At 47.7% G+C, this 15,340-nt stretch carries 19 protein-coding genes and 1 pseudogene; 2 read left to right on the forward strand and 18 right to left on the reverse strand.

Features of this window, described 5'->3' with window-relative positions; genetic code table 11:
* Positions 1 to 413 precede the first annotated feature (413 nt).
* The 3 genes from DWW77_RS14745 to DWW77_RS14755 are packed head-to-tail and all read right to left on the reverse strand — an operon-like array spanning position 414 to position 1,229.
* Positions 414 to 710 (reverse strand): DUF3847 domain-containing protein, encoded by a 297-nt coding sequence (locus DWW77_RS14745; protein WP_002584328.1) that lies wholly within the window; start codon positions 708 to 710, stop codon positions 414 to 416.
* Complete coding sequence (locus DWW77_RS14750; protein WP_002584329.1) at positions 703 to 1,044, reverse strand: replication initiator protein A; 342 nt, start codon at positions 1,042 to 1,044, stop codon at positions 703 to 705. The genes DWW77_RS14745 and DWW77_RS14750 overlap by 8 nt, the downstream gene beginning before the upstream one ends.
* The gene (locus DWW77_RS14755; protein ID WP_002584330.1) at positions 1,041 to 1,229 is read right to left on the reverse strand and encodes a hypothetical protein; all 189 of its coding nucleotides are present in this window, start codon (positions 1,227 to 1,229) and stop codon (positions 1,041 to 1,043) included. The genes DWW77_RS14750 and DWW77_RS14755 overlap by 4 nt, the downstream gene beginning before the upstream one ends.
* A 483-nt stretch (positions 1,230 to 1,712) precedes the next feature.
* On the opposite strand from DWW77_RS14755, the gene DWW77_RS14765 reads away from it, so the two are divergent.
* On the forward strand, positions 1,713 to 2,519 hold the full coding sequence (locus tag DWW77_RS14765) for a helix-turn-helix domain-containing protein (RefSeq protein WP_002584331.1): 807 nt from the start codon (positions 1,713 to 1,715) through the stop codon (positions 2,517 to 2,519).
* Positions 2,520 to 2,637: 118 nt separating this feature from the next.
* Here the strand turns inward: DWW77_RS14765 and DWW77_RS14770 are convergent, their stop codons facing one another.
* The 15 genes and pseudogenes from DWW77_RS14770 to DWW77_RS14850 all read right to left on the reverse strand — a co-directional run bounded on the left by DWW77_RS14770 (position 2,638) and on the right by DWW77_RS14850 (position 14,385).
* Positions 2,638 to 3,129: a nucleotidyltransferase domain-containing protein gene (locus DWW77_RS14770; RefSeq protein ID WP_002584332.1), complete on the reverse strand. Its 492-nt coding sequence runs from the start codon at positions 3,127 to 3,129 to the stop codon at positions 2,638 to 2,640.
* Between the two features lie 51 nt (positions 3,130 to 3,180).
* Entirely contained in the window at positions 3,181 to 3,558 is a 378-nt protein-coding gene (locus tag DWW77_RS14775) for a TnpV protein (protein WP_002584333.1), read from the reverse strand.
* Positions 3,518 to 3,880: a helix-turn-helix domain-containing protein gene (locus DWW77_RS14780; RefSeq protein WP_007887891.1), complete on the reverse strand. Its 363-nt coding sequence runs from the start codon at positions 3,878 to 3,880 to the stop codon at positions 3,518 to 3,520. Before DWW77_RS14780 ends, DWW77_RS14775 begins: the two co-directional genes overlap by 41 nt.
* 70 nt (positions 3,881 to 3,950) lie before the next feature.
* A pseudogene (locus DWW77_RS14785) lies at positions 3,951 to 4,103 on the reverse strand (Maff2 family mobile element protein); the annotation flags it as partial.
* Between the two features lie 89 nt (positions 4,104 to 4,192).
* Positions 4,193 to 6,016 (reverse strand): VirD4-like conjugal transfer protein, CD1115 family, encoded by a 1,824-nt coding sequence (locus DWW77_RS14790; RefSeq protein WP_118609002.1) that lies wholly within the window; start codon positions 6,014 to 6,016, stop codon positions 4,193 to 4,195.
* Entirely contained in the window at positions 6,013 to 6,483 is a 471-nt protein-coding gene (locus DWW77_RS14795) for a PcfB family protein (protein ID WP_012741698.1), read from the reverse strand. Before DWW77_RS14795 ends, DWW77_RS14790 begins: the two co-directional genes overlap by 4 nt.
* 91 nt (positions 6,484 to 6,574) lie before the next feature.
* The gene (locus tag DWW77_RS14800) at positions 6,575 to 7,624 is read right to left on the reverse strand and encodes a DUF8626 domain-containing protein (protein ID WP_118609003.1); all 1,050 of its coding nucleotides are present in this window, start codon (positions 7,622 to 7,624) and stop codon (positions 6,575 to 6,577) included.
* A 14-nt stretch (positions 7,625 to 7,638) separates the two neighbouring features.
* Positions 7,639 to 8,352 carry an antirestriction protein ArdA gene (locus DWW77_RS14805; RefSeq protein WP_118609004.1) on the reverse strand — a complete coding sequence of 238 codons (714 nt, stop codon included), beginning with the start codon at positions 8,350 to 8,352 and terminating at the stop codon, positions 7,639 to 7,641.
* Between the two features lie 4 nt (positions 8,353 to 8,356).
* Positions 8,357 to 9,442: a DNA cytosine methyltransferase gene (locus DWW77_RS14810; RefSeq protein ID WP_118609005.1), complete on the reverse strand. Its 1,086-nt coding sequence runs from the start codon at positions 9,440 to 9,442 to the stop codon at positions 8,357 to 8,359.
* Entirely contained in the window at positions 9,429 to 9,785 is a 357-nt protein-coding gene (locus DWW77_RS14815) for a DUF7768 domain-containing protein (protein ID WP_182431229.1), read from the reverse strand. Before DWW77_RS14815 ends, DWW77_RS14810 begins: the two co-directional genes overlap by 14 nt.
* A gap of 309 nt (positions 9,786 to 10,094) precedes the next feature.
* Positions 10,095 to 11,474 carry a ParB/RepB/Spo0J family partition protein gene (locus tag DWW77_RS14820; RefSeq protein WP_118609007.1) on the reverse strand — a complete coding sequence of 460 codons (1,380 nt, stop codon included), beginning with the start codon at positions 11,472 to 11,474 and terminating at the stop codon, positions 10,095 to 10,097.
* Positions 11,458 to 11,787 (reverse strand): hypothetical protein, encoded by a 330-nt coding sequence (locus DWW77_RS18140; protein WP_182431230.1) that lies wholly within the window; start codon positions 11,785 to 11,787, stop codon positions 11,458 to 11,460. The genes DWW77_RS14820 and DWW77_RS18140 overlap by 17 nt, the downstream gene beginning before the upstream one ends.
* Before the next feature lie 3 nt (positions 11,788 to 11,790).
* A complete protein-coding gene (locus DWW77_RS14830) occupies positions 11,791 to 12,537 on the reverse strand; it encodes a helix-turn-helix domain-containing protein (RefSeq protein ID WP_118609008.1) in 747 nt (248 codons plus the stop codon).
* A gap of 685 nt (positions 12,538 to 13,222) precedes the next feature.
* Complete coding sequence (locus DWW77_RS14840) at positions 13,223 to 13,810, reverse strand: GNAT family N-acetyltransferase (RefSeq protein WP_118609009.1); 588 nt, start codon at positions 13,808 to 13,810, stop codon at positions 13,223 to 13,225.
* Positions 13,811 to 13,938: 128 nt separating this feature from the next.
* Complete coding sequence (locus DWW77_RS14850) at positions 13,939 to 14,385, reverse strand: phospholipase D-like domain-containing protein (protein ID WP_286188025.1); 447 nt, start codon at positions 14,383 to 14,385, stop codon at positions 13,939 to 13,941.
* A 421-nt stretch (positions 14,386 to 14,806) separates the two neighbouring features.
* Here DWW77_RS14850 and DWW77_RS14855 point away from each other — a divergent pair, with 421 nt between their 5' ends.
* Entirely contained in the window at positions 14,807 to 15,322 is a 516-nt protein-coding gene (locus DWW77_RS14855) for a helix-turn-helix domain-containing protein (RefSeq protein WP_092071021.1), read from the forward strand.
* Positions 15,323 to 15,340: the final 18 nt, after the last annotated feature.

Raw genomic sequence — 15,340 nt, forward strand, 5'->3', positions numbered from 1 at the left:
TCATCTTCCCACCTCTTTCTAAATTTCAAAATATTATACCATAAATCGCAGGCAAATACAAGTGGTTATAAAAATTTAACAAATCGCTTATAATACAATCATATAACTTTACGCATTCCTTACTGACCGTAAAATTCCGATTTATTGCTGACTTTATTATACTTTATTGCCTATCGAAAAGATAGCATATTTTATGAAACTTGTCGGCTGGGAACAGCTTGCAACGCAAGGTGTCCCCAGATGACAAGTCCACAAAAGGGTAGCTGGCGGTAGCCAGCGCAGGGGAAGCGTAGCGTCCCCTGTATGATTTGGAGCAGACCATGACTGCGAAAAATCACAGCCCTCCGGCAAGGAGCCTTCGGAGAACGCAATGCACCAACCTTTGGGTGGTGTATAATTGCGCCCTTAGTAAACTAAGGGGTTTCCGGCTTCTCACGTTCCAGCAGTTTCTTCAATAGTTCCTGCGTGTCCTGCCTGTGAAAAATGAGTGTCAACAACAGCATGACATCATCATCTGTCAGGCGTTCCGGCTCTTGCAGAAAACTTTCCAGCATACCGCCACGAGTACAGAGCCGGTGTGTCCGTTCTTTTCGGGTAAGCTGCTTTAGCTGGTGCTGCAATGCCTTTTCATCATTGATGGCTTTCCGCAGTTTCTTTTCACTCTTTTCCAACTCTCGGTTGAGCTTTTCCAGCTTTGAGGTATCAGGCAAGGGCAGCGTCCTCCTTTCCCGGTATCAGCACATAAATCCTGTTTGGTTCTCCAACGCCCTGACGCACTCGCATGATCAGTCCGGCGGTTTCCAGTTCATTCAGAGAACGCTTGACCGTCATGGGGCTGCGGGACAGGACTGCGGCAATGGCTGTGACAGGGAAGCAGATAAACAGGATTCCGTTCTCGTCCTCCTGTCCGTTGGATAGCATAGCGTCCAACATCCGGCAGTACATGACCTTTGCGGTGCTGCTGACTGGAAATCCTGTCAACGCTCTGGGAAAGGGCATACAGGGCGGCAACGGTGTGCCTATCGTCATAAATTCAAAATTCATTCGGTGTGTTCCTCCTTTTTCTTTGCTCTTTTGGATAAATAACGGGGGCAGTCAACCACAACCGCCCGGAAGCTCTGCTTGCACCCATGCTTGCATTTCCGGCATAATTCGTTGTAAGTGACACGCCCCCGGTCATTGAGGTAAAAAGAAAGCTCATGCTTCCTCTTTTTGCTCATTCTCGGCATATTGCGTTTCCTCCCGTTTTAGTGTATAGTTTCGGGGCGATTTTCGGCAAAATTACGGTCATAGAGCCGTCTAAAATCTCCAGAAGTATCAGCAATAGGGTAGACTATCCCCCTATCAGATTGTCGTGTTTCGGTATCATTTCGGTATCAGTTCGCCAGTTCTCCCCGGTGTCGTTCCTCCCCTGAATCTCACAGCGGCGTATTGCTCCCTTTGGTACGCTCGTTTCGGTCAGGGTTCCTCCATATCCCTGCCAAAAGTCATGGCGCTACATCGCCGGGGAAGCATATCCCACACAGGCTGGTCATTCGATTGGAATAATCCATCGATGAACTACCTGTATCATAGAACATTTTTGTGCCCTGTGCCGTATGTCCACAAAGTAGGAATTAAGGGTAAAAATCAGAAATTTCCACGATTGCGGAAAGTATGATATAATCCAGTTAAGCGGCAGTAATGAAACCGCCGGAAAGGAGCGTGCGCCCATGAAAGGAGCGACAAGCATACAGGAACGCCTTTGGGAACTCCGCAAGGACAAAGGCTTAAATCTGGAAGAATTATCAGAGCTGACGGGCATTTCCAAATCAGCTCTTGGCAGTTATGAAAAAGAGGATTATAAGGAAATCAATCATGGCAACCTTATCACGCTGGCAGACTTCTATGGGGTTTCCGTTGATTATCTGCTGTGCCGGACAGAGAACCGGGAGCAGATCAACACGCCACTAACAGAGCTGCATTTGAATGATGAGATGGTGGCACTTCTGAAAGGCGGTCGGATTAACAACCGTCTGCTCTGTGAGCTTGCCACTCATAAGGACTTTATCAAGTTTCTTGCGGACATTGAGATTTATGTAGATGGGATTGCCACCATGCAGATTCAAAACCTCAACGCCCTTGTCGATACTGTCCGGCATGAAATCATTGAACGGTATCGCCCCGGCGAAGACGACCCGCATTTGAAAGTGCTGCAAGCCGCCCATATCAGCGATGATGAATATTTCAGCCACATGGTTCTTGATGACCTCAATCTCATTATCCGGGATATTCGGGAAGCCCACAAAAAGGACAGCGAGAGTGCGCCCCAGACCACCGTTGCCGATGAATTGAAAGAAAATTTGGAAGCGGTTGAAAATTTCAAGGGCAGTCGGGATGAAAAGCTGGTTGTCCTTTACTGCAAGCAGCTCGGCATCAACTATAAAAATCTGTCAGACGAAGAATTTCGCTGGCTCATTCGGATTCTACAAAAATCAAAGAAAACAGGAACTCCTATCAGTCAAAGGAAAAAACGGTAAAGAAAAACCGCTGTTGCATGGTTGTGTTTGCTTCCATGTAGCAGCGGTTGGTGCTATACTTATTCAGTTAAAATTTCAAAGCGATAAAGTGGAATTTATCTTAGAAATTACAGCAATGTTATTTTGATAAACTTTCAAGAATTGAAATATCATGCTTATCTTTATCTCTTAATTCATAACCTGAATGGAAAACTCTTTGGCCTTTTAAGGATATACAAGGAATTGTTTTTCCTTCAAAAAAAGCACTACCAAAGTAATCTTTTTCAAACTCATACCAGCCACCCTCTAAATCAGCTTGTTTTGAAGTTCCGTCCTCACTTAAAACGAACGGGTGAATGTCTAAGTAACCAAGTTCATCACTATATAACTCTATTCTAACCGGTTTCCAGTCTGTATCAATTTTATAGCCCAGATTCAAAAGCACATTTAACAATTTTTCCGTATGTTGAGCATCAAAATTTATATCTATATCTCTATGAATTCTTGTTTGTTTACCAGCTAAAATATCTACACCCCATCCGCCATCCAACCAGTATGTAATTCCAGTATTTTCGAATAATTCTATTACTTTCATTAAATCTTCTTTTGTTGTTATTTCTTTTCTACCCATACAAAGTCTCCTTTACAACTTCTAATTTGTAATAATCATTCTACCATACCGTTATGAATAAATCATCTCATGTAAAACAATTTCTTCTGCCCGGTTGTGAATGTTATTGCAACGCTGCACCCATTCCATTTGACGGGTACGCTTCAATTCCTCGGTCACGCCCTCGGCAGCTTTCATCTGCTCCATGATGGTGTCTAACCGTTTCTGTGCCTGTTCGTTCAGGTCTGCAAGATATGTCCACAATTCCCCGGTCAGGGTCAATGTGTGTAATCTGGCTGGGCAGACTTCTCTTAAATATTCCCGGTGCATCCGTCCGTACTTTCCGATGGGGCGGTGTTCCTCCGGCAACTTCAAGTCCGGGATGTAGTAATCTCCAACAAGGATATAATCAATTCCGTTTTCTTTTATTCTTGGTTTCAATTCGCTCATGTTCCTTACCTCCTGTGGAAGCAGGCTCGTCTGGTACTAACTCAATCACATCGGTAATCTCACAATTCAGCGTTTCGCAGATACGGGCTAATGTATCCATGCTGATGTGCTTTCCCTCTTTGCTCATGTTGGCAATCATATTTGTTGTCATACCAGCGGCAAGCCTTAAATCCTCTTTTCTCATATCACGCTCTAACAGTGTGTGCCAGAGTGGTTTATAGCTGATGTGCATATTGTTTTCCTGCCTTTCTATCCATACCACCGGAGCGGCTGCCCCGGCAGGAACTTTTCTCTTATTATAGCACCAATCTTGTGAAATCACAATTTATTCTTGTAGCCTGCCGCTGATACCGTCTGGATTGGCTTTTCCTTTCTTTTTGTTCCCTTTAATTAGCCATGAACTGCTTAATGCCCTGTGATTTTGCCGCAGGGTTGTCCGACCCGTAACCTTCCAGAAGGTTGATGACGCCCCACACCGCCAGACCGGCGCCAAGAGCCATGACCAGAATTTTAAGAATGTCGATTGCCTGATTGAAAAATTCCATATACGTTCCTCCATTTTGTTTGTTTGATGGTTTTGGGTACAAAAAAAGCCGCCCACATCGGCGGCGCTTCGGGTCATCATGGCCCGAAGTTACACAAACTCGTCGCTGTCCAGATCATCGAAATTCAACAGGTCAGCTTCTTCGTCCGTGTCGGAGCCGTCCACTTCGTACACCGTGTATTCGTCCTCCGGCTTTAGTCTCAATGGCCGGTGGCGGAACAGGCTTTCCAAGCGGAAGGCGTTTTTCTTTTTATCAAATTCGGCTGTGTACTTGTAATTCGGGTGCTTTTTCAAGTCATACTTCGGGGACAGGAAGGGCGGGAGCCCCCTAAGCTGCAAGATACATTTATCCCCGGGCATGGTGGTGATCTCGCTGGTGGTCATCAGTTCCCGGCCAAGCCGCTGCATATTCTGGCTGTAACTTTCAGACTGTCCACGGCTTCGGCCCTCGGTCTGCATAGAGATGGTGGCCTTGCCCAGCCAGTTTTCCGAAATATCCTTTAGGGTGGAAGCCTCCCGGCCTCCGAGGAATACGATACTGTCCATGTTGCCCATGATGGTTTCGGAATGGTCTTTGTACAATGCCTTGCACTGGCTCATTGCCTGATAAAAAAGCGTCAGGCTGATCTCACGGGAGCGGATGACGGCCACAATCTTTTCCAGCCCCGGCACCTGCCCGGTGTTGGCAGCCTCGTCCCACAGCACCCGCACATGATAGGGCAGACGCCCGCCATAGGTGTTGTCAGCCCGTTCACACAGAAGGTTGAACATCTGCGAAAAAGCGAGGGCAACCAAAAAGTTGTAGGTGGTGTCCGTGTCGCTGATAAGAAAGAACAGCGCTGATTTTTCATCCCCCAGCTTATCCAGCTCCAGTTCGTCATAAGACATGATCTCCCGAAGTTGGGGAATATCAAAGGGAGCCAGTCTTGCACCGCAGGAAATCAAAATGCTTTTGGCTGTCTTGCCGCTGGCGAGCTTGTATTTCTTATACTGCCTCACGGCGAAGTGCTGGGGGCTGCGGTGTTCCAGCCCGTCAAACATATAGTCCACCGCGTTTTTGAAGGTTTCGTCATCCTCCCGGACTTCCATGCTGTTTATCATTTCCACCAGCGTATTCATGTTGCGTTCTTCCTCCGGCCCCTCAAAGACGATGTAGGACACAAGGGCGCAGTACAAGAGGGTTTCTGCTTTTGTCCAGAACTCGTCGCCCTCCTTGCCGTCGCCTTTGGTGTTGGCAATCAGGGCGGTAACAAATTTCAAAACATCGCTTTCTGTCTTGATATAGGCCAGCGGATTGTAGTGCATGGATTTTGAAAAGTCGATACTGTTGAACACCCGCACCCTGTATTTCTCCCGTTGCAGAAACCGCCCGCACTGGTCGAGAGTGCCGCCCTTCGGGTCTACCACCACATACGAGGAATGGGCTTGAAGGAGCTGCGGGGTCAACCAGAACCTTGTCTTTCCCGAGCCGGACGATCCGATGACACAGGCGTTTAGGTTCCGGGCATTGGCGGGTATCTTCGGACGGGTGTTCATGGTAAGGAACTCCGTCCCGGTCAGAATGACATTGTTCTGAAATTTAGGGTCAACAAATGGCTTTATATCTTCCTTTGTTCCAAAGCGGGCGGTGCCGTACTCCGCATCCCGCCGGAATTTTTTCGCCTGCCTGATCTTTGACTGTATCAGCAGATACACCCCAGCCGCACCGGCAAGGCCCACCAGCAGGTCAATACCTCCCAGCCCCGGCCAGTAGGTTTCAAAGGCTTTGGGGAAGGTATCGAGCATCCCCATGAGCTTTGTCCCGAAGTCTGTGCCGGGGGCGATCCGGTAGGCCGTCCCGATTTTGGAGAAGAACCAGAACACAAAGAGGTACGGCAGGTTTGGGAGCACATATTTTCTGATCTTGTCACTCAACGTCCGTCCTTCACCGCCTCTCTGGTTCGCTGCTTTTCCTTTGCCTGCGTCCTGATCTGCTCCGTGAATTTCCGAAGCTGGCCGAGGATGGAAGCCTTGTCCTGCTCTTTGTTCAGCACCTTTGCGCTGTACTTCTGGAAGGCCGCCGTGATAGCGTCCGCCTGATTGGCTTTGAAGAACAGCAGGTAATGACCGGGGCTCACTTTATGGAAAGCGTAGTCCACATGGAACTCCTTTGCGATCCGGTCAAAATCCTTTGGGGCTCCCACATAGGGCATGGCGCTTTTGCCGCCATAGTGGTTCATCAGCTTTTTTACACTCTGGCGTCCCTGCGGGGTCAGCGCCTTCCGGTGGTGCTTTTGCAGCGCCCGAACCACCTTGCCAAGAGCGGCAGCCAGCACTTTTCCCGTGAGCTTCGTTGTCCTGATTGAAAGGGCAACCGTTTTTTGGTTTACTTCTTCCTGCATAAAACCTCCTTTCCGTCGGGGTTCCCGCTATCCGGGAGGCCCCCGTACAATCTCGGGGAACAGAAAACCTCGGGCCAATGTGGCCCGAGGCTTACCGCTCGGCATCTCTGCCGGACGGAGCTTTCTTTTCCGGCTCCGTCTGGACTTTTTCGCCCTGTTCCCGCATGGTCTGCAAGATAGAGGGCTTCTTTTGAAGCCGGGAGGGCTTTTCGCCGGACAGCGGCTTGATACATTCCAGACGGTCAGCCGCCCGGATGGCGTTGTCTGTGAGCTGCCTCTGCCATGCGCCCACGCTGGGAGCCCAACGAAAGCCGCTGCTTTTCAGCTCGGCCCGGGTGTCCGCGTCAGGCTTTCCGTCAAAGAACACCTGCAAGCGGTTGTCCTCCCGGTTCATTTCCACACGACCCCCATCGAACTCCCAGCCGGAAAATTCCTGCTGTGCCTGTTTGGAAAGCTGTTCGATACGGGCCTTTACCCGGCGGATCTCCGCATTGTTGTTGGTTAGCTGGTAACTTTCAAAGGGCCTCGGGTCGCTTCGCCAACTTGACGCCATGCTTGCTTTCAGCTTTTCAATCTGGTCCGGCGACAGCAGCGCACAGCCGTCCAGCTTGCCATGCTTGCGGTAATAGGCGTTGACCTCCTTCATAATGAGCTGGGAGCGTTCCAGCCCGTCCAGCTTCTTCTGGAGCTTTTCAATCGCTGCCGGGTCATCGGCGCTGATCCCGCCCATGCCGGTGCTGCGTATCTTATCCAGCAGCCCTTGAATATGCCGCCATTCCTCCATGTTGCTGTCCCGCGCCCGGTTCTGTTTTTCCTTCTTTCCCACCGGGAAATTGGAAGGCCCGGCGATCAGCACAGAGGGAACCCTCGCGTCAATGGCAAAGCCTTGGTTCATGTTTTCGGCCAGCTTGCGGGCGTAGGTGTCTAACAGATGGTCGATCTTCTCATGGTACATGGGGTCCACCCGGGATTTCTGCTTTTCCGCTATGGCGGCGGCCTTGTCCACCATTGCCCGGTATTCCGCCGTTGCGCTCCCTTCCTTGTAGTCGGAAAAGCTGTTCATTTCTTTTGCCCGGCGGGCGGCTCCTTCATTGATAGGGTAATAGTTGATGGTATGCACCTCCTTTATGCTTCGGGCCATGCTGGCCCGAAGTCTTACCGTTCTTCATGGGAAGGCCCCGCCTTGTCCTTTTTCGGAGCGGGTGGGGCTTCTTGAAACCGTTTGAGTGTAGCGAGAATGGAGTGGACAGGCTCGGCCTTTTCAGGATAGGCAAATATCCGGTGTTCCGGCGGAATGTCCTGCGGCCCGTGGTAATACTCCTTGAAGCCCTCCGGGACTGCCGACACATACCCACCGGGAGCGAATACGCCGCCCTCGTTGATACGCACATCCCGTCCGTAGGCTTCATAATCGAAGTAGTTCTGAATGTGCTCCGGTATGTCGATGGTCCCCAGCTCGTCGGCGTACAGACGGCCCAGCCCTTCATCATCGGAAATATCCGGGTAAAAGCGGTACAAGTCAAGGTTCTGCGTCAGGTTTATCAAATCCTTCACGCTCCTTGTGTGGTTTCCCAAGACAAGAGCAGCTTCAAAGGTTTCCAGTCCGCCCTTATCCCGTACTTCCACCAGGGCGTGGCCCAGCTCGTTCAGCTCGTCGATGTTCTCACATTCGTAGAGATGATCGTAGAGTCCCAGCACATCGCTGTCAAAGCTGGTAAAGAACACTTCGCTGTACCGTTTCCCGTCTATCCCGATTTTGGCAAGGGCGGCCTGCAACGCCTGTGTCGTCATGGGGAAATGTACCGTTGTCCCTACCTCGATCCCCATTAAGGGGTACAGGGCTGTATTGGTTATATAGGCTTCAAACATGGGCTTATTCCTCCTTTCCGGCCCGGTCAGCCAGTACCTCATAGATCCCGGCCATAATGTAATCGGCACAAGGGAGGGCAATCGCATTTCCCAGCGCCTTGTAGCGTTGCAGAGGCCGGATCTCCATGCCGTCCGCCCCGTACTTTGTCCAGCCCTCCGGCAGCCCCATCAGCCGCTCGCTTTCCGTTTCCGTCAAGAAGCGGATACAGCCGCCCGCCGGGTCGCCCTCATACCAGAAGGCAAAGGGCGTTACATCACTGGCTAAAAGAGTGGGAAAAGGGTCAGTTGGTAATCCGAAGCTGTTTCGGAAGGCCGTTTCTTCCTGTCTTTTTGCCGCTCCCCGCATACGGAAGCACTGAAAGGGGTGGATGACTGGTATCTGCCGCCCTGTTTCAAAAGAAGCTGTTCGATCTCCTTCGGCGGCGGTCCGCCCGCCCTCTCTGCAAGGCGGAGGAAGTGGGAGCATTGGACGGGGCTTAAATAGTATGTCTGCGGCACGTCTGCCTCCAAAATCCGCCACGACGAAAATCCGCTGCCTTCGTGCCAGCCTTCGGGTGCCTGCCCAATACTGGGCGTCCATGAGCCGCCAGCACACATCAGGCGTTCCCCCTCGCACCATTCCGGCGTTTCCCCATCTTCCCGAAGGAGGCATTGGAACTTCGGTGTCCGAGAAGGCGGATAGGACGGCTCTAAAGTCCATCCGGTCATTTGTAGAAAACGCTCCCATGACGTTTTCCCAAACAGCGATAGCTGGATATAGGTTATCAGTGGCATCCCTCATTTCCTGTATGATACGAAACGCCTGATAGAACAGGCTTGATTTTGCCCCGGCAAGGCCGGAGCGGTTGCCGATCAGAGAAAGGTTCTGACAGGGAGAGCCGAAGGTTATCACATGGACCGGCGGGATTTTCCCGCCGTCCACCTTCGTAATATCTCCCAAATGCGCCATATCGGGAAAGTGCCTTTTGGTTATGGAGATGGGCGCTTTCTCAATCTCGCTGGCCCATACCGGACGGATACCGCACCGGGAGGCGGCCAGAGGGAACACGCCGATCCCGTCAAAAAGGCTCCCCAGCTTAATGTCCGGCATGGCCCGGGGTGCCGTGTCCCTTCACGGCAAGCACCCCTTCCAGCGTTGTCGCCGCAATGCCCAGCCGTCCGGCAACCGCAATATCGTTTTTTACATCCTCGTCCACAGCGCTGCCGCAGACGATCAGGGTATGGGAGCGCCGCAGCATATCCCGGCGCATATCGATCCCGGCCTTATGTTCCTCGGGAACGCTGTCATTCAAAAACAGCGGCAGGTACAAGAGCGGGCAGATCGGGGAAAAGCCCACCTCATAAGCAAGACGGCAGTAGTGGGCCGCCAGCTCCATATCAACATCCGGCTCGCCGCTCCATGCGGCGGTCAGGTACGCTAAAGGTCGTTTCATTGGTTGAGCCTCCATTTCTGTTTTGGTTTAGGGAAAAGCAAGGTATCGCCCAACCCCTCCGCCCCTTCCCCCGGGAAGGGGAACGGCTCTGGAGAATTTATATCCCCGTCGCTTGACCGGGAAAAAGCATAACCGGGAGAAATCCGTCAAGGGTGCCTCCGGCACCGCCTGCGGCGGCGCTGCCCTTGACTGATTTTCCCGGCTATGCTACGGAATAACTGGCGACGGGGAATCATTTATATCTCCAGAGCTTCGGGGAGCGGGGCAGAGCCCCGCAATCCTCGGGCCATGCTGACCCGAAGTTTGGGCTTACTTTTCCTGTTCGTTTTTCTTCTCCGGCTTTTCGTGTTCCTTCTGCTGTCCCTTCCAGTCGTCCAGCAGCTTGATGATCTGATCCTTCATTTCCCTCGGCGTAGTTTCCTTGCCGAAATACTTGCTCAGTTCCGCACCTGTCAAAATCACTTTGTCTACCTCCTTTTTGTCCTCCATCATAATGCCGTCGATCACATCCCCGTTGAGCAGCTTCTTTTCGTCCAGCTCCCGCATACGCTTTGCCTGTGCCTGCGACGGCGAGGACTGCTGGCTGTCAATGGCGACGGCGATATAGTTCTGGTTCTTCTTGCCGATATAGGAAAGCTCCACCGCCGTAGTAAAGCCCAGCTTTTTTTCATCCATCAGCTTCATCAGGTCGGGAACCAGCTCATTGAGCCGGATATACCGCTGCACCTGCTTGACCGCCATCTTATTGCGCTCGGCTACAATTTCGTTGGAGCGTTTTCCTGCGTCCTTCGGGTCAATCTGGCCCGAAGTGCGGGAGCCCTGGTGCTTGATGGCCTCAAGCTGCATTTTCAAGGCTTTGGCCCGCTCACTGGGGAGGATTTCTTCACGCTGGTTGAGATTGTCCTCGACCATCTGCGTGATGGCTTCATCGTCCGTCAGATTGCGAACAATACAGGGCATATCCGCATATCCGGCAAGCTCGCTGGCCTTCTGGCGGCGGTGGCCGGACACGATCTCATAGCCGCCATCCTCACGGGGACGGACGATAGCGGGCTGGGTCACGCCCTTGTCCTTGACGCTGGACACCATAGCCCGCATTTCTTCATCATCCCGAACCTCAAAGGGATGGTTCTTGAAGGCGTGAAGCTCGTTCAGCTTGATATAGACGATCTGTTCCTTGCCCCGGCGTGGTGCATCCTTCGGTTTTTCGGGTTCCTTCGGAGCGGGAGCGGCCTGTACCGTTGGCGCCGTTTTTTTCTCCGGTTCCTTTTTGACCGCATTTTCCGGTTTCTGTGCGGGAGCTTCGGGCTTCGGGGTTGCGGCCTTGTCCTTATCTGCTTTCGGGGGACGGCCCCGGCGCTTCGGCTGTTCCGGCTCTTTGGGTTTTTCCTCCGCTTTCTTCGGAGCCTCCGGCTGCTTTTCCGGTTTTTCCGTTTTTGCCGGGGCAGGCTTTTCCCCGCTGGGAGCTGCCGCCCGTTCCTCGACCTTCTTTTCCTTCATAATTTCAGAGAAGTTATAGACAGAAACCTGCGGGTTCTTTACCTCCGGTTCCGTCTTTTTTTCCGGCTCCGGGGAAACGGAAACCTTCTCCGGCTCTTTTGGGGGAGCGGGAGGCGTTTCCTTGCCCGGCCCGCTATCCGTTACCGGCTGTTCCGGCGTTTTTGTGGTTTTATCATCTGCCATAAGCATTTACCTCCTGTTTTTTGGCATGAAAAAAGGGGCTCAACTTTTCAGTCAAGCCCCCGTGGGAAGTTCCTCCTTTCTCCGCCATGATACAAAAATACCGCCCGTAGTCTCGTTTGGGCGGTACTTTGTGTAAGATTGGCAGTCCATGATTAAGTTTTTTATTATGTTCCCTTTGTACACCGTTGCAATATTTACAATATAGCATTCCATTTTTATTTACAGAATGAAAACACTTTTTACAGTCACAATAAACTGCGGATATTAATCTTGTATTTTCAATTCTACTCATTGAGGTACCTGTTTTTTCACTTTTCATTTTCTATTCCTCTTTTTGGAATTTAATCCTTTGTTCTTCAACCAGTTTCACTTTATAATCATATCTCTTTTTGAAAATATCAGCTTGTTCATAGATCCATTCCATATCATCATACAATTTACTTCCAATATTATGCTCAAATTCTTTTTCAAGTTCTTCCTTACTCATCAGTCCATTGGCAATCAGAAGCGAAAAAAGAACATTTCTGACCATATTATAATACAAAATAATTGTTCCCGGAGCCTTATTTGGCATTTGTCTCAAATACTTTGTAAGTGCATCATAAACCTTACAGCCGCGATTAATTGCAGAAATCTCCTCAATAATCTTATCTGGCTTGCCAAAATACCTCATTGCTTCCTGTATTCCTTCTATTGTATCTTTGTTCTTTTTCTTCGCACGAATCATTTGTTCATCTAATGATTCCTCAAAATTAGGATACGAAAACGGTCTATACTTGAAATCATCTTCCATCTCTCCCTGTTTTACAAAACAATATATCTCTTTTTCATTGTCCTGACGGCGATATAGAGCTTTGGAAACAATAAACTCTTTATCATCTTCTGATATATCCAGAAAATATTTTTCGTCAACACCAAAATACTTCGATAACTGGTTTAATCTTTTCTGAGAAATAGGCTTTACACCGTTTTCCCAGGCACTTACCTGCTGTCGACTTACATCCAAAATATCTGCCAACTCATTTAAAGATATATTGCATCTTGTTCTTATAAATTTTAATCCATTCATAAAATTGTATCCTTTCTTATCATAAGTTCATTGATAAGCGCTCTCAACACTATGAATTGTAACTTTGGTTGACAGCAGGTGTCAATCTGTAACCTTTTCTAAAATTTATCAAATTATCACAACCCAAAACATATCAACACTTTTTTTGAATTATCCTGTGTTTAACACACTTCCAGATAAAAAAGGTGGAGATATTGTTTGCATTTATATGTTGCCTACCATCATATTCATTTATAATGTTTCCTACAATTTCTGAAAAAAGCATTATAGATGTAACTTATTTACAAAACAATACGGATACCCTGATTGAGCACATGAGGATGAGAAGCTCATGTTCCCGTTCAAAATGTCATCGTAGTATTCAGATTTCATTTCTTCTCGGTCATTCCTCCGTAGAAACAACGATGGTATATCTTGATATAACTACGGAACAGGAAATGACAGCCTTAGCCACCCTCTAAGGTGAAAAAAATCAGAAAGTATCTACAAAAAGGAATTCTAAAAAAGATACACTTTCTGAACTGTGTGACCTCAGGAAACCAAAGTCATAAAACAATATCTTCATCTTTCTTGACAGGATATACCTGAAATGAGGGGTATTCCCGAAAGGTAGAGATATGTTTTTAGTTGTGATAATTTGGCGATCCTAGAGTTATTATATCGAACATACGTTCTTGTATCAATATTATAATTTATTCCTTGTTTTCTTGTCATTCATGTCATACCTAATACTACCGGATTTTCGCCCTTCATAAAATTCAACTTTAAATCCATGCTTTTGATAATAATGTTCTGATCTATCAAAATGATCTGAATCTACAGACGATAAACTACCCGATATATATTTTGCTGGCGTCGTTTTACAGTATTTAAGGAAATATTCCATAAGGATTGATCCATTACCTATCTCTTTATCTTCTACCATAATATCATCTATATGAATATACTCAGCTTCTCCGTAAGGTTTCTCATAAGTAGCCATAATTCTAGAATGATTGCTACAGGCTTTATATTTGTCGTTGTATAGCATAATCCATATATCATTGCTATGTATCCACTGAACAACAAGAACCTCATCCCCCATTTTATTAGTTTCTACTCCAATAATCACATGATTAGGTTCACGAAACACTCTATGAACTGTATCAATCAGCTTCGTTTTCTTTTGAGCTTCATAGTTAATTTCCTTTACCTTACGTTCATATTCTTTTTGTATCGCAAGCAGCTCATTTTTATAAAATGTCGTTAGGATCCAGCTTTTTAATCTTCCCATATTTATTCTTTCTCCACTAATTCCCAACCGCGAACTCCTTTTGAAGTATCCAATGTATATTTTGGAACATTCATCACAACTTATCCAAACATCATGATCACGAAATCCAGGAATATTATCATGTTCTTCTATGATTTTTCCTTTCCCGCAAGGGCACTCATATTCGTATCTCTCCGTATCACCCTCTCCTGCACCATATCTCCTACTTCTAAGTTCTGATGCACGTCATACATTTTCAACGTAATGTTTTTCAATCCATTGAGTTTCTCAAGTGCTCTCGGTTCGCTGAAATTCAGATAATTGGTCGTAAGAATCTGTCCTTTAATGCCCTTTTCCTCAAGCCATTTTAACGTCTGCAGGAGCGGTGTCACACCACCCATCGTGATAAATGCAACACTGATCTGAAACTGATCACAGCGCAGCAATTCATCCTCCACAGATGAAATAACTTTCTTCCCATCTTCCGGATTATTCGACACAAATACTGGCTTATACGCCAGATTTGCTGCCACAGAACCATTTATATAAGCGGCATTTAAGCCGCTTTTCAATTCATTGATCACATTCGCATCCATTAATGTAGATCTCCCTCTCGTTTCGTGGTGAGCAAAACAAAATACTCTGCTTTATTATACCTTATGGGAGAGGGGTTGTCATTGAAATCTCCAGGAAGCAAGCGTGGCAAAGACACCCGAAAGTAACGATAGCAACAAAAAAACAGTTCCGGACATACTGAGGTTAATCAGTGTATCTGAACCTGTCTTTTCTATGGTCTTTCCAATGAATAGCTGGGCTGGCTTTTCCTTGGAATGGATTATTTAATTGTAAAAAATTCCCGTGAAATGATTTATAAAATAGGTAATTTTACAAAGTCTATTACTTGTTGTTAGTTCATAATTTATGTATAATAAAATTCATATAAGAAATACATGCTCAACATGCGGCCTGGAACATAAATAATCTGCAAGTTTAGCGATATACGAGGAGGAAATTCTCATGGGTAAACAATCCACCAGGGAAAACAAAACAATTTACCAGCTTTGCCGAGAAGCGGCAGGACTTACAAGAGCAGAAGCCAGTGAAAGAATGGATGCTGTCTCTGATTCAAAAATTGAAAAATTTGAATATGAAACACAAGAACCTACGCCTTATGATATCCTCCAGATGGCAGATGCCTATAAAAGACCAGATCTTTGCAATTATTATTGCTCTCACAAATGCGAAATCGGCTATCGTTATGTTCCAGAAATAGAAATGACCGATCTGTCAAATATCATTTTGGAGACAATTGCCAGTTTAAATGAAATCAACCCTCTTACCGGTCGTCTGATCCAGATTGCCCGTGACGGTAAGATCAGCGATGATGAAATGAAAGATTTTGCTTATATCAGTAAAAAACTTGATGAAATTTCTTTAGCCATAGACTCTTTGAATCTTTGGGTAGATAAAACAGCTGGAGAACAAGGGCTCAATCTTGAACTCTTAAATGCCGAAAAAGAAAAATTAAAATAATCCATAACACCACGAAAG

Source organism: Ruminococcus sp. AF17-12, from assembly GCF_003479245.1.
Classification (GTDB): domain Bacteria; phylum Bacillota; class Clostridia; order Lachnospirales; family Lachnospiraceae; genus Blautia_A; species Blautia_A fusiformis.

Excerpts from the sequence above, each read along its gene's own strand:
- DWW77_RS14765 (WP_002584331.1), top strand. The coding sequence starts at position 1,713 with ATGAAAGGAGCGACAAGCATACAGGAACGCCTTTGGGAACTCCGCAAG.
- DWW77_RS14770 (WP_002584332.1), bottom strand. The coding sequence starts at position 3,129 with ATGGGTAGAAAAGAAATAACAACAAAAGAAGATTTAATGAAAGTAATA.
- DWW77_RS14750 (WP_002584329.1), bottom strand. The coding sequence starts at position 1,044 with ATGAATTTTGAATTTATGACGATAGGCACACCGTTGCCGCCCTGTATG.
- DWW77_RS14850 (WP_286188025.1), bottom strand. The coding sequence starts at position 14,385 with ATGGATGCGAATGTGATCAATGAATTGAAAAGCGGCTTAAATGCCGCT.
- DWW77_RS14820 (WP_118609007.1), bottom strand. The coding sequence starts at position 11,474 with ATGCTTATGGCAGATGATAAAACCACAAAAACGCCGGAACAGCCGGTA.
- DWW77_RS14810 (WP_118609005.1), bottom strand. The coding sequence starts at position 9,442 with ATGCCGGACATTAAGCTGGGGAGCCTTTTTGACGGGATCGGCGTGTTC.
- DWW77_RS14775 (WP_002584333.1), bottom strand. The coding sequence starts at position 3,558 with ATGAGCGAATTGAAACCAAGAATAAAAGAAAACGGAATTGATTATATC.
- DWW77_RS14830 (WP_118609008.1), bottom strand. The coding sequence starts at position 12,537 with ATGAATGGATTAAAATTTATAAGAACAAGATGCAATATATCTTTAAAT.
- DWW77_RS14855 (WP_092071021.1), top strand. The coding sequence starts at position 14,807 with ATGGGTAAACAATCCACCAGGGAAAACAAAACAATTTACCAGCTTTGC.
- DWW77_RS14800 (WP_118609003.1), bottom strand. The coding sequence starts at position 7,624 with ATGGCCCGAAGCATAAAGGAGGTGCATACCATCAACTATTACCCTATC.
- DWW77_RS14805 (WP_118609004.1), bottom strand. The coding sequence starts at position 8,352 with ATGTTTGAAGCCTATATAACCAATACAGCCCTGTACCCCTTAATGGGG.
- DWW77_RS14795 (WP_012741698.1), bottom strand. The coding sequence starts at position 6,483 with ATGCAGGAAGAAGTAAACCAAAAAACGGTTGCCCTTTCAATCAGGACA.
- DWW77_RS18140 (WP_182431230.1), bottom strand. The coding sequence starts at position 11,787 with ATGAAAAGTGAAAAAACAGGTACCTCAATGAGTAGAATTGAAAATACA.
- DWW77_RS14840 (WP_118609009.1), bottom strand. The coding sequence starts at position 13,810 with ATGGGAAGATTAAAAAGCTGGATCCTAACGACATTTTATAAAAATGAG.
- DWW77_RS14755 (WP_002584330.1), bottom strand. The coding sequence starts at position 1,229 with ATGCCGAGAATGAGCAAAAAGAGGAAGCATGAGCTTTCTTTTTACCTC.
- DWW77_RS14815 (WP_182431229.1), bottom strand. The coding sequence starts at position 9,785 with ATGAAACGACCTTTAGCGTACCTGACCGCCGCATGGAGCGGCGAGCCG.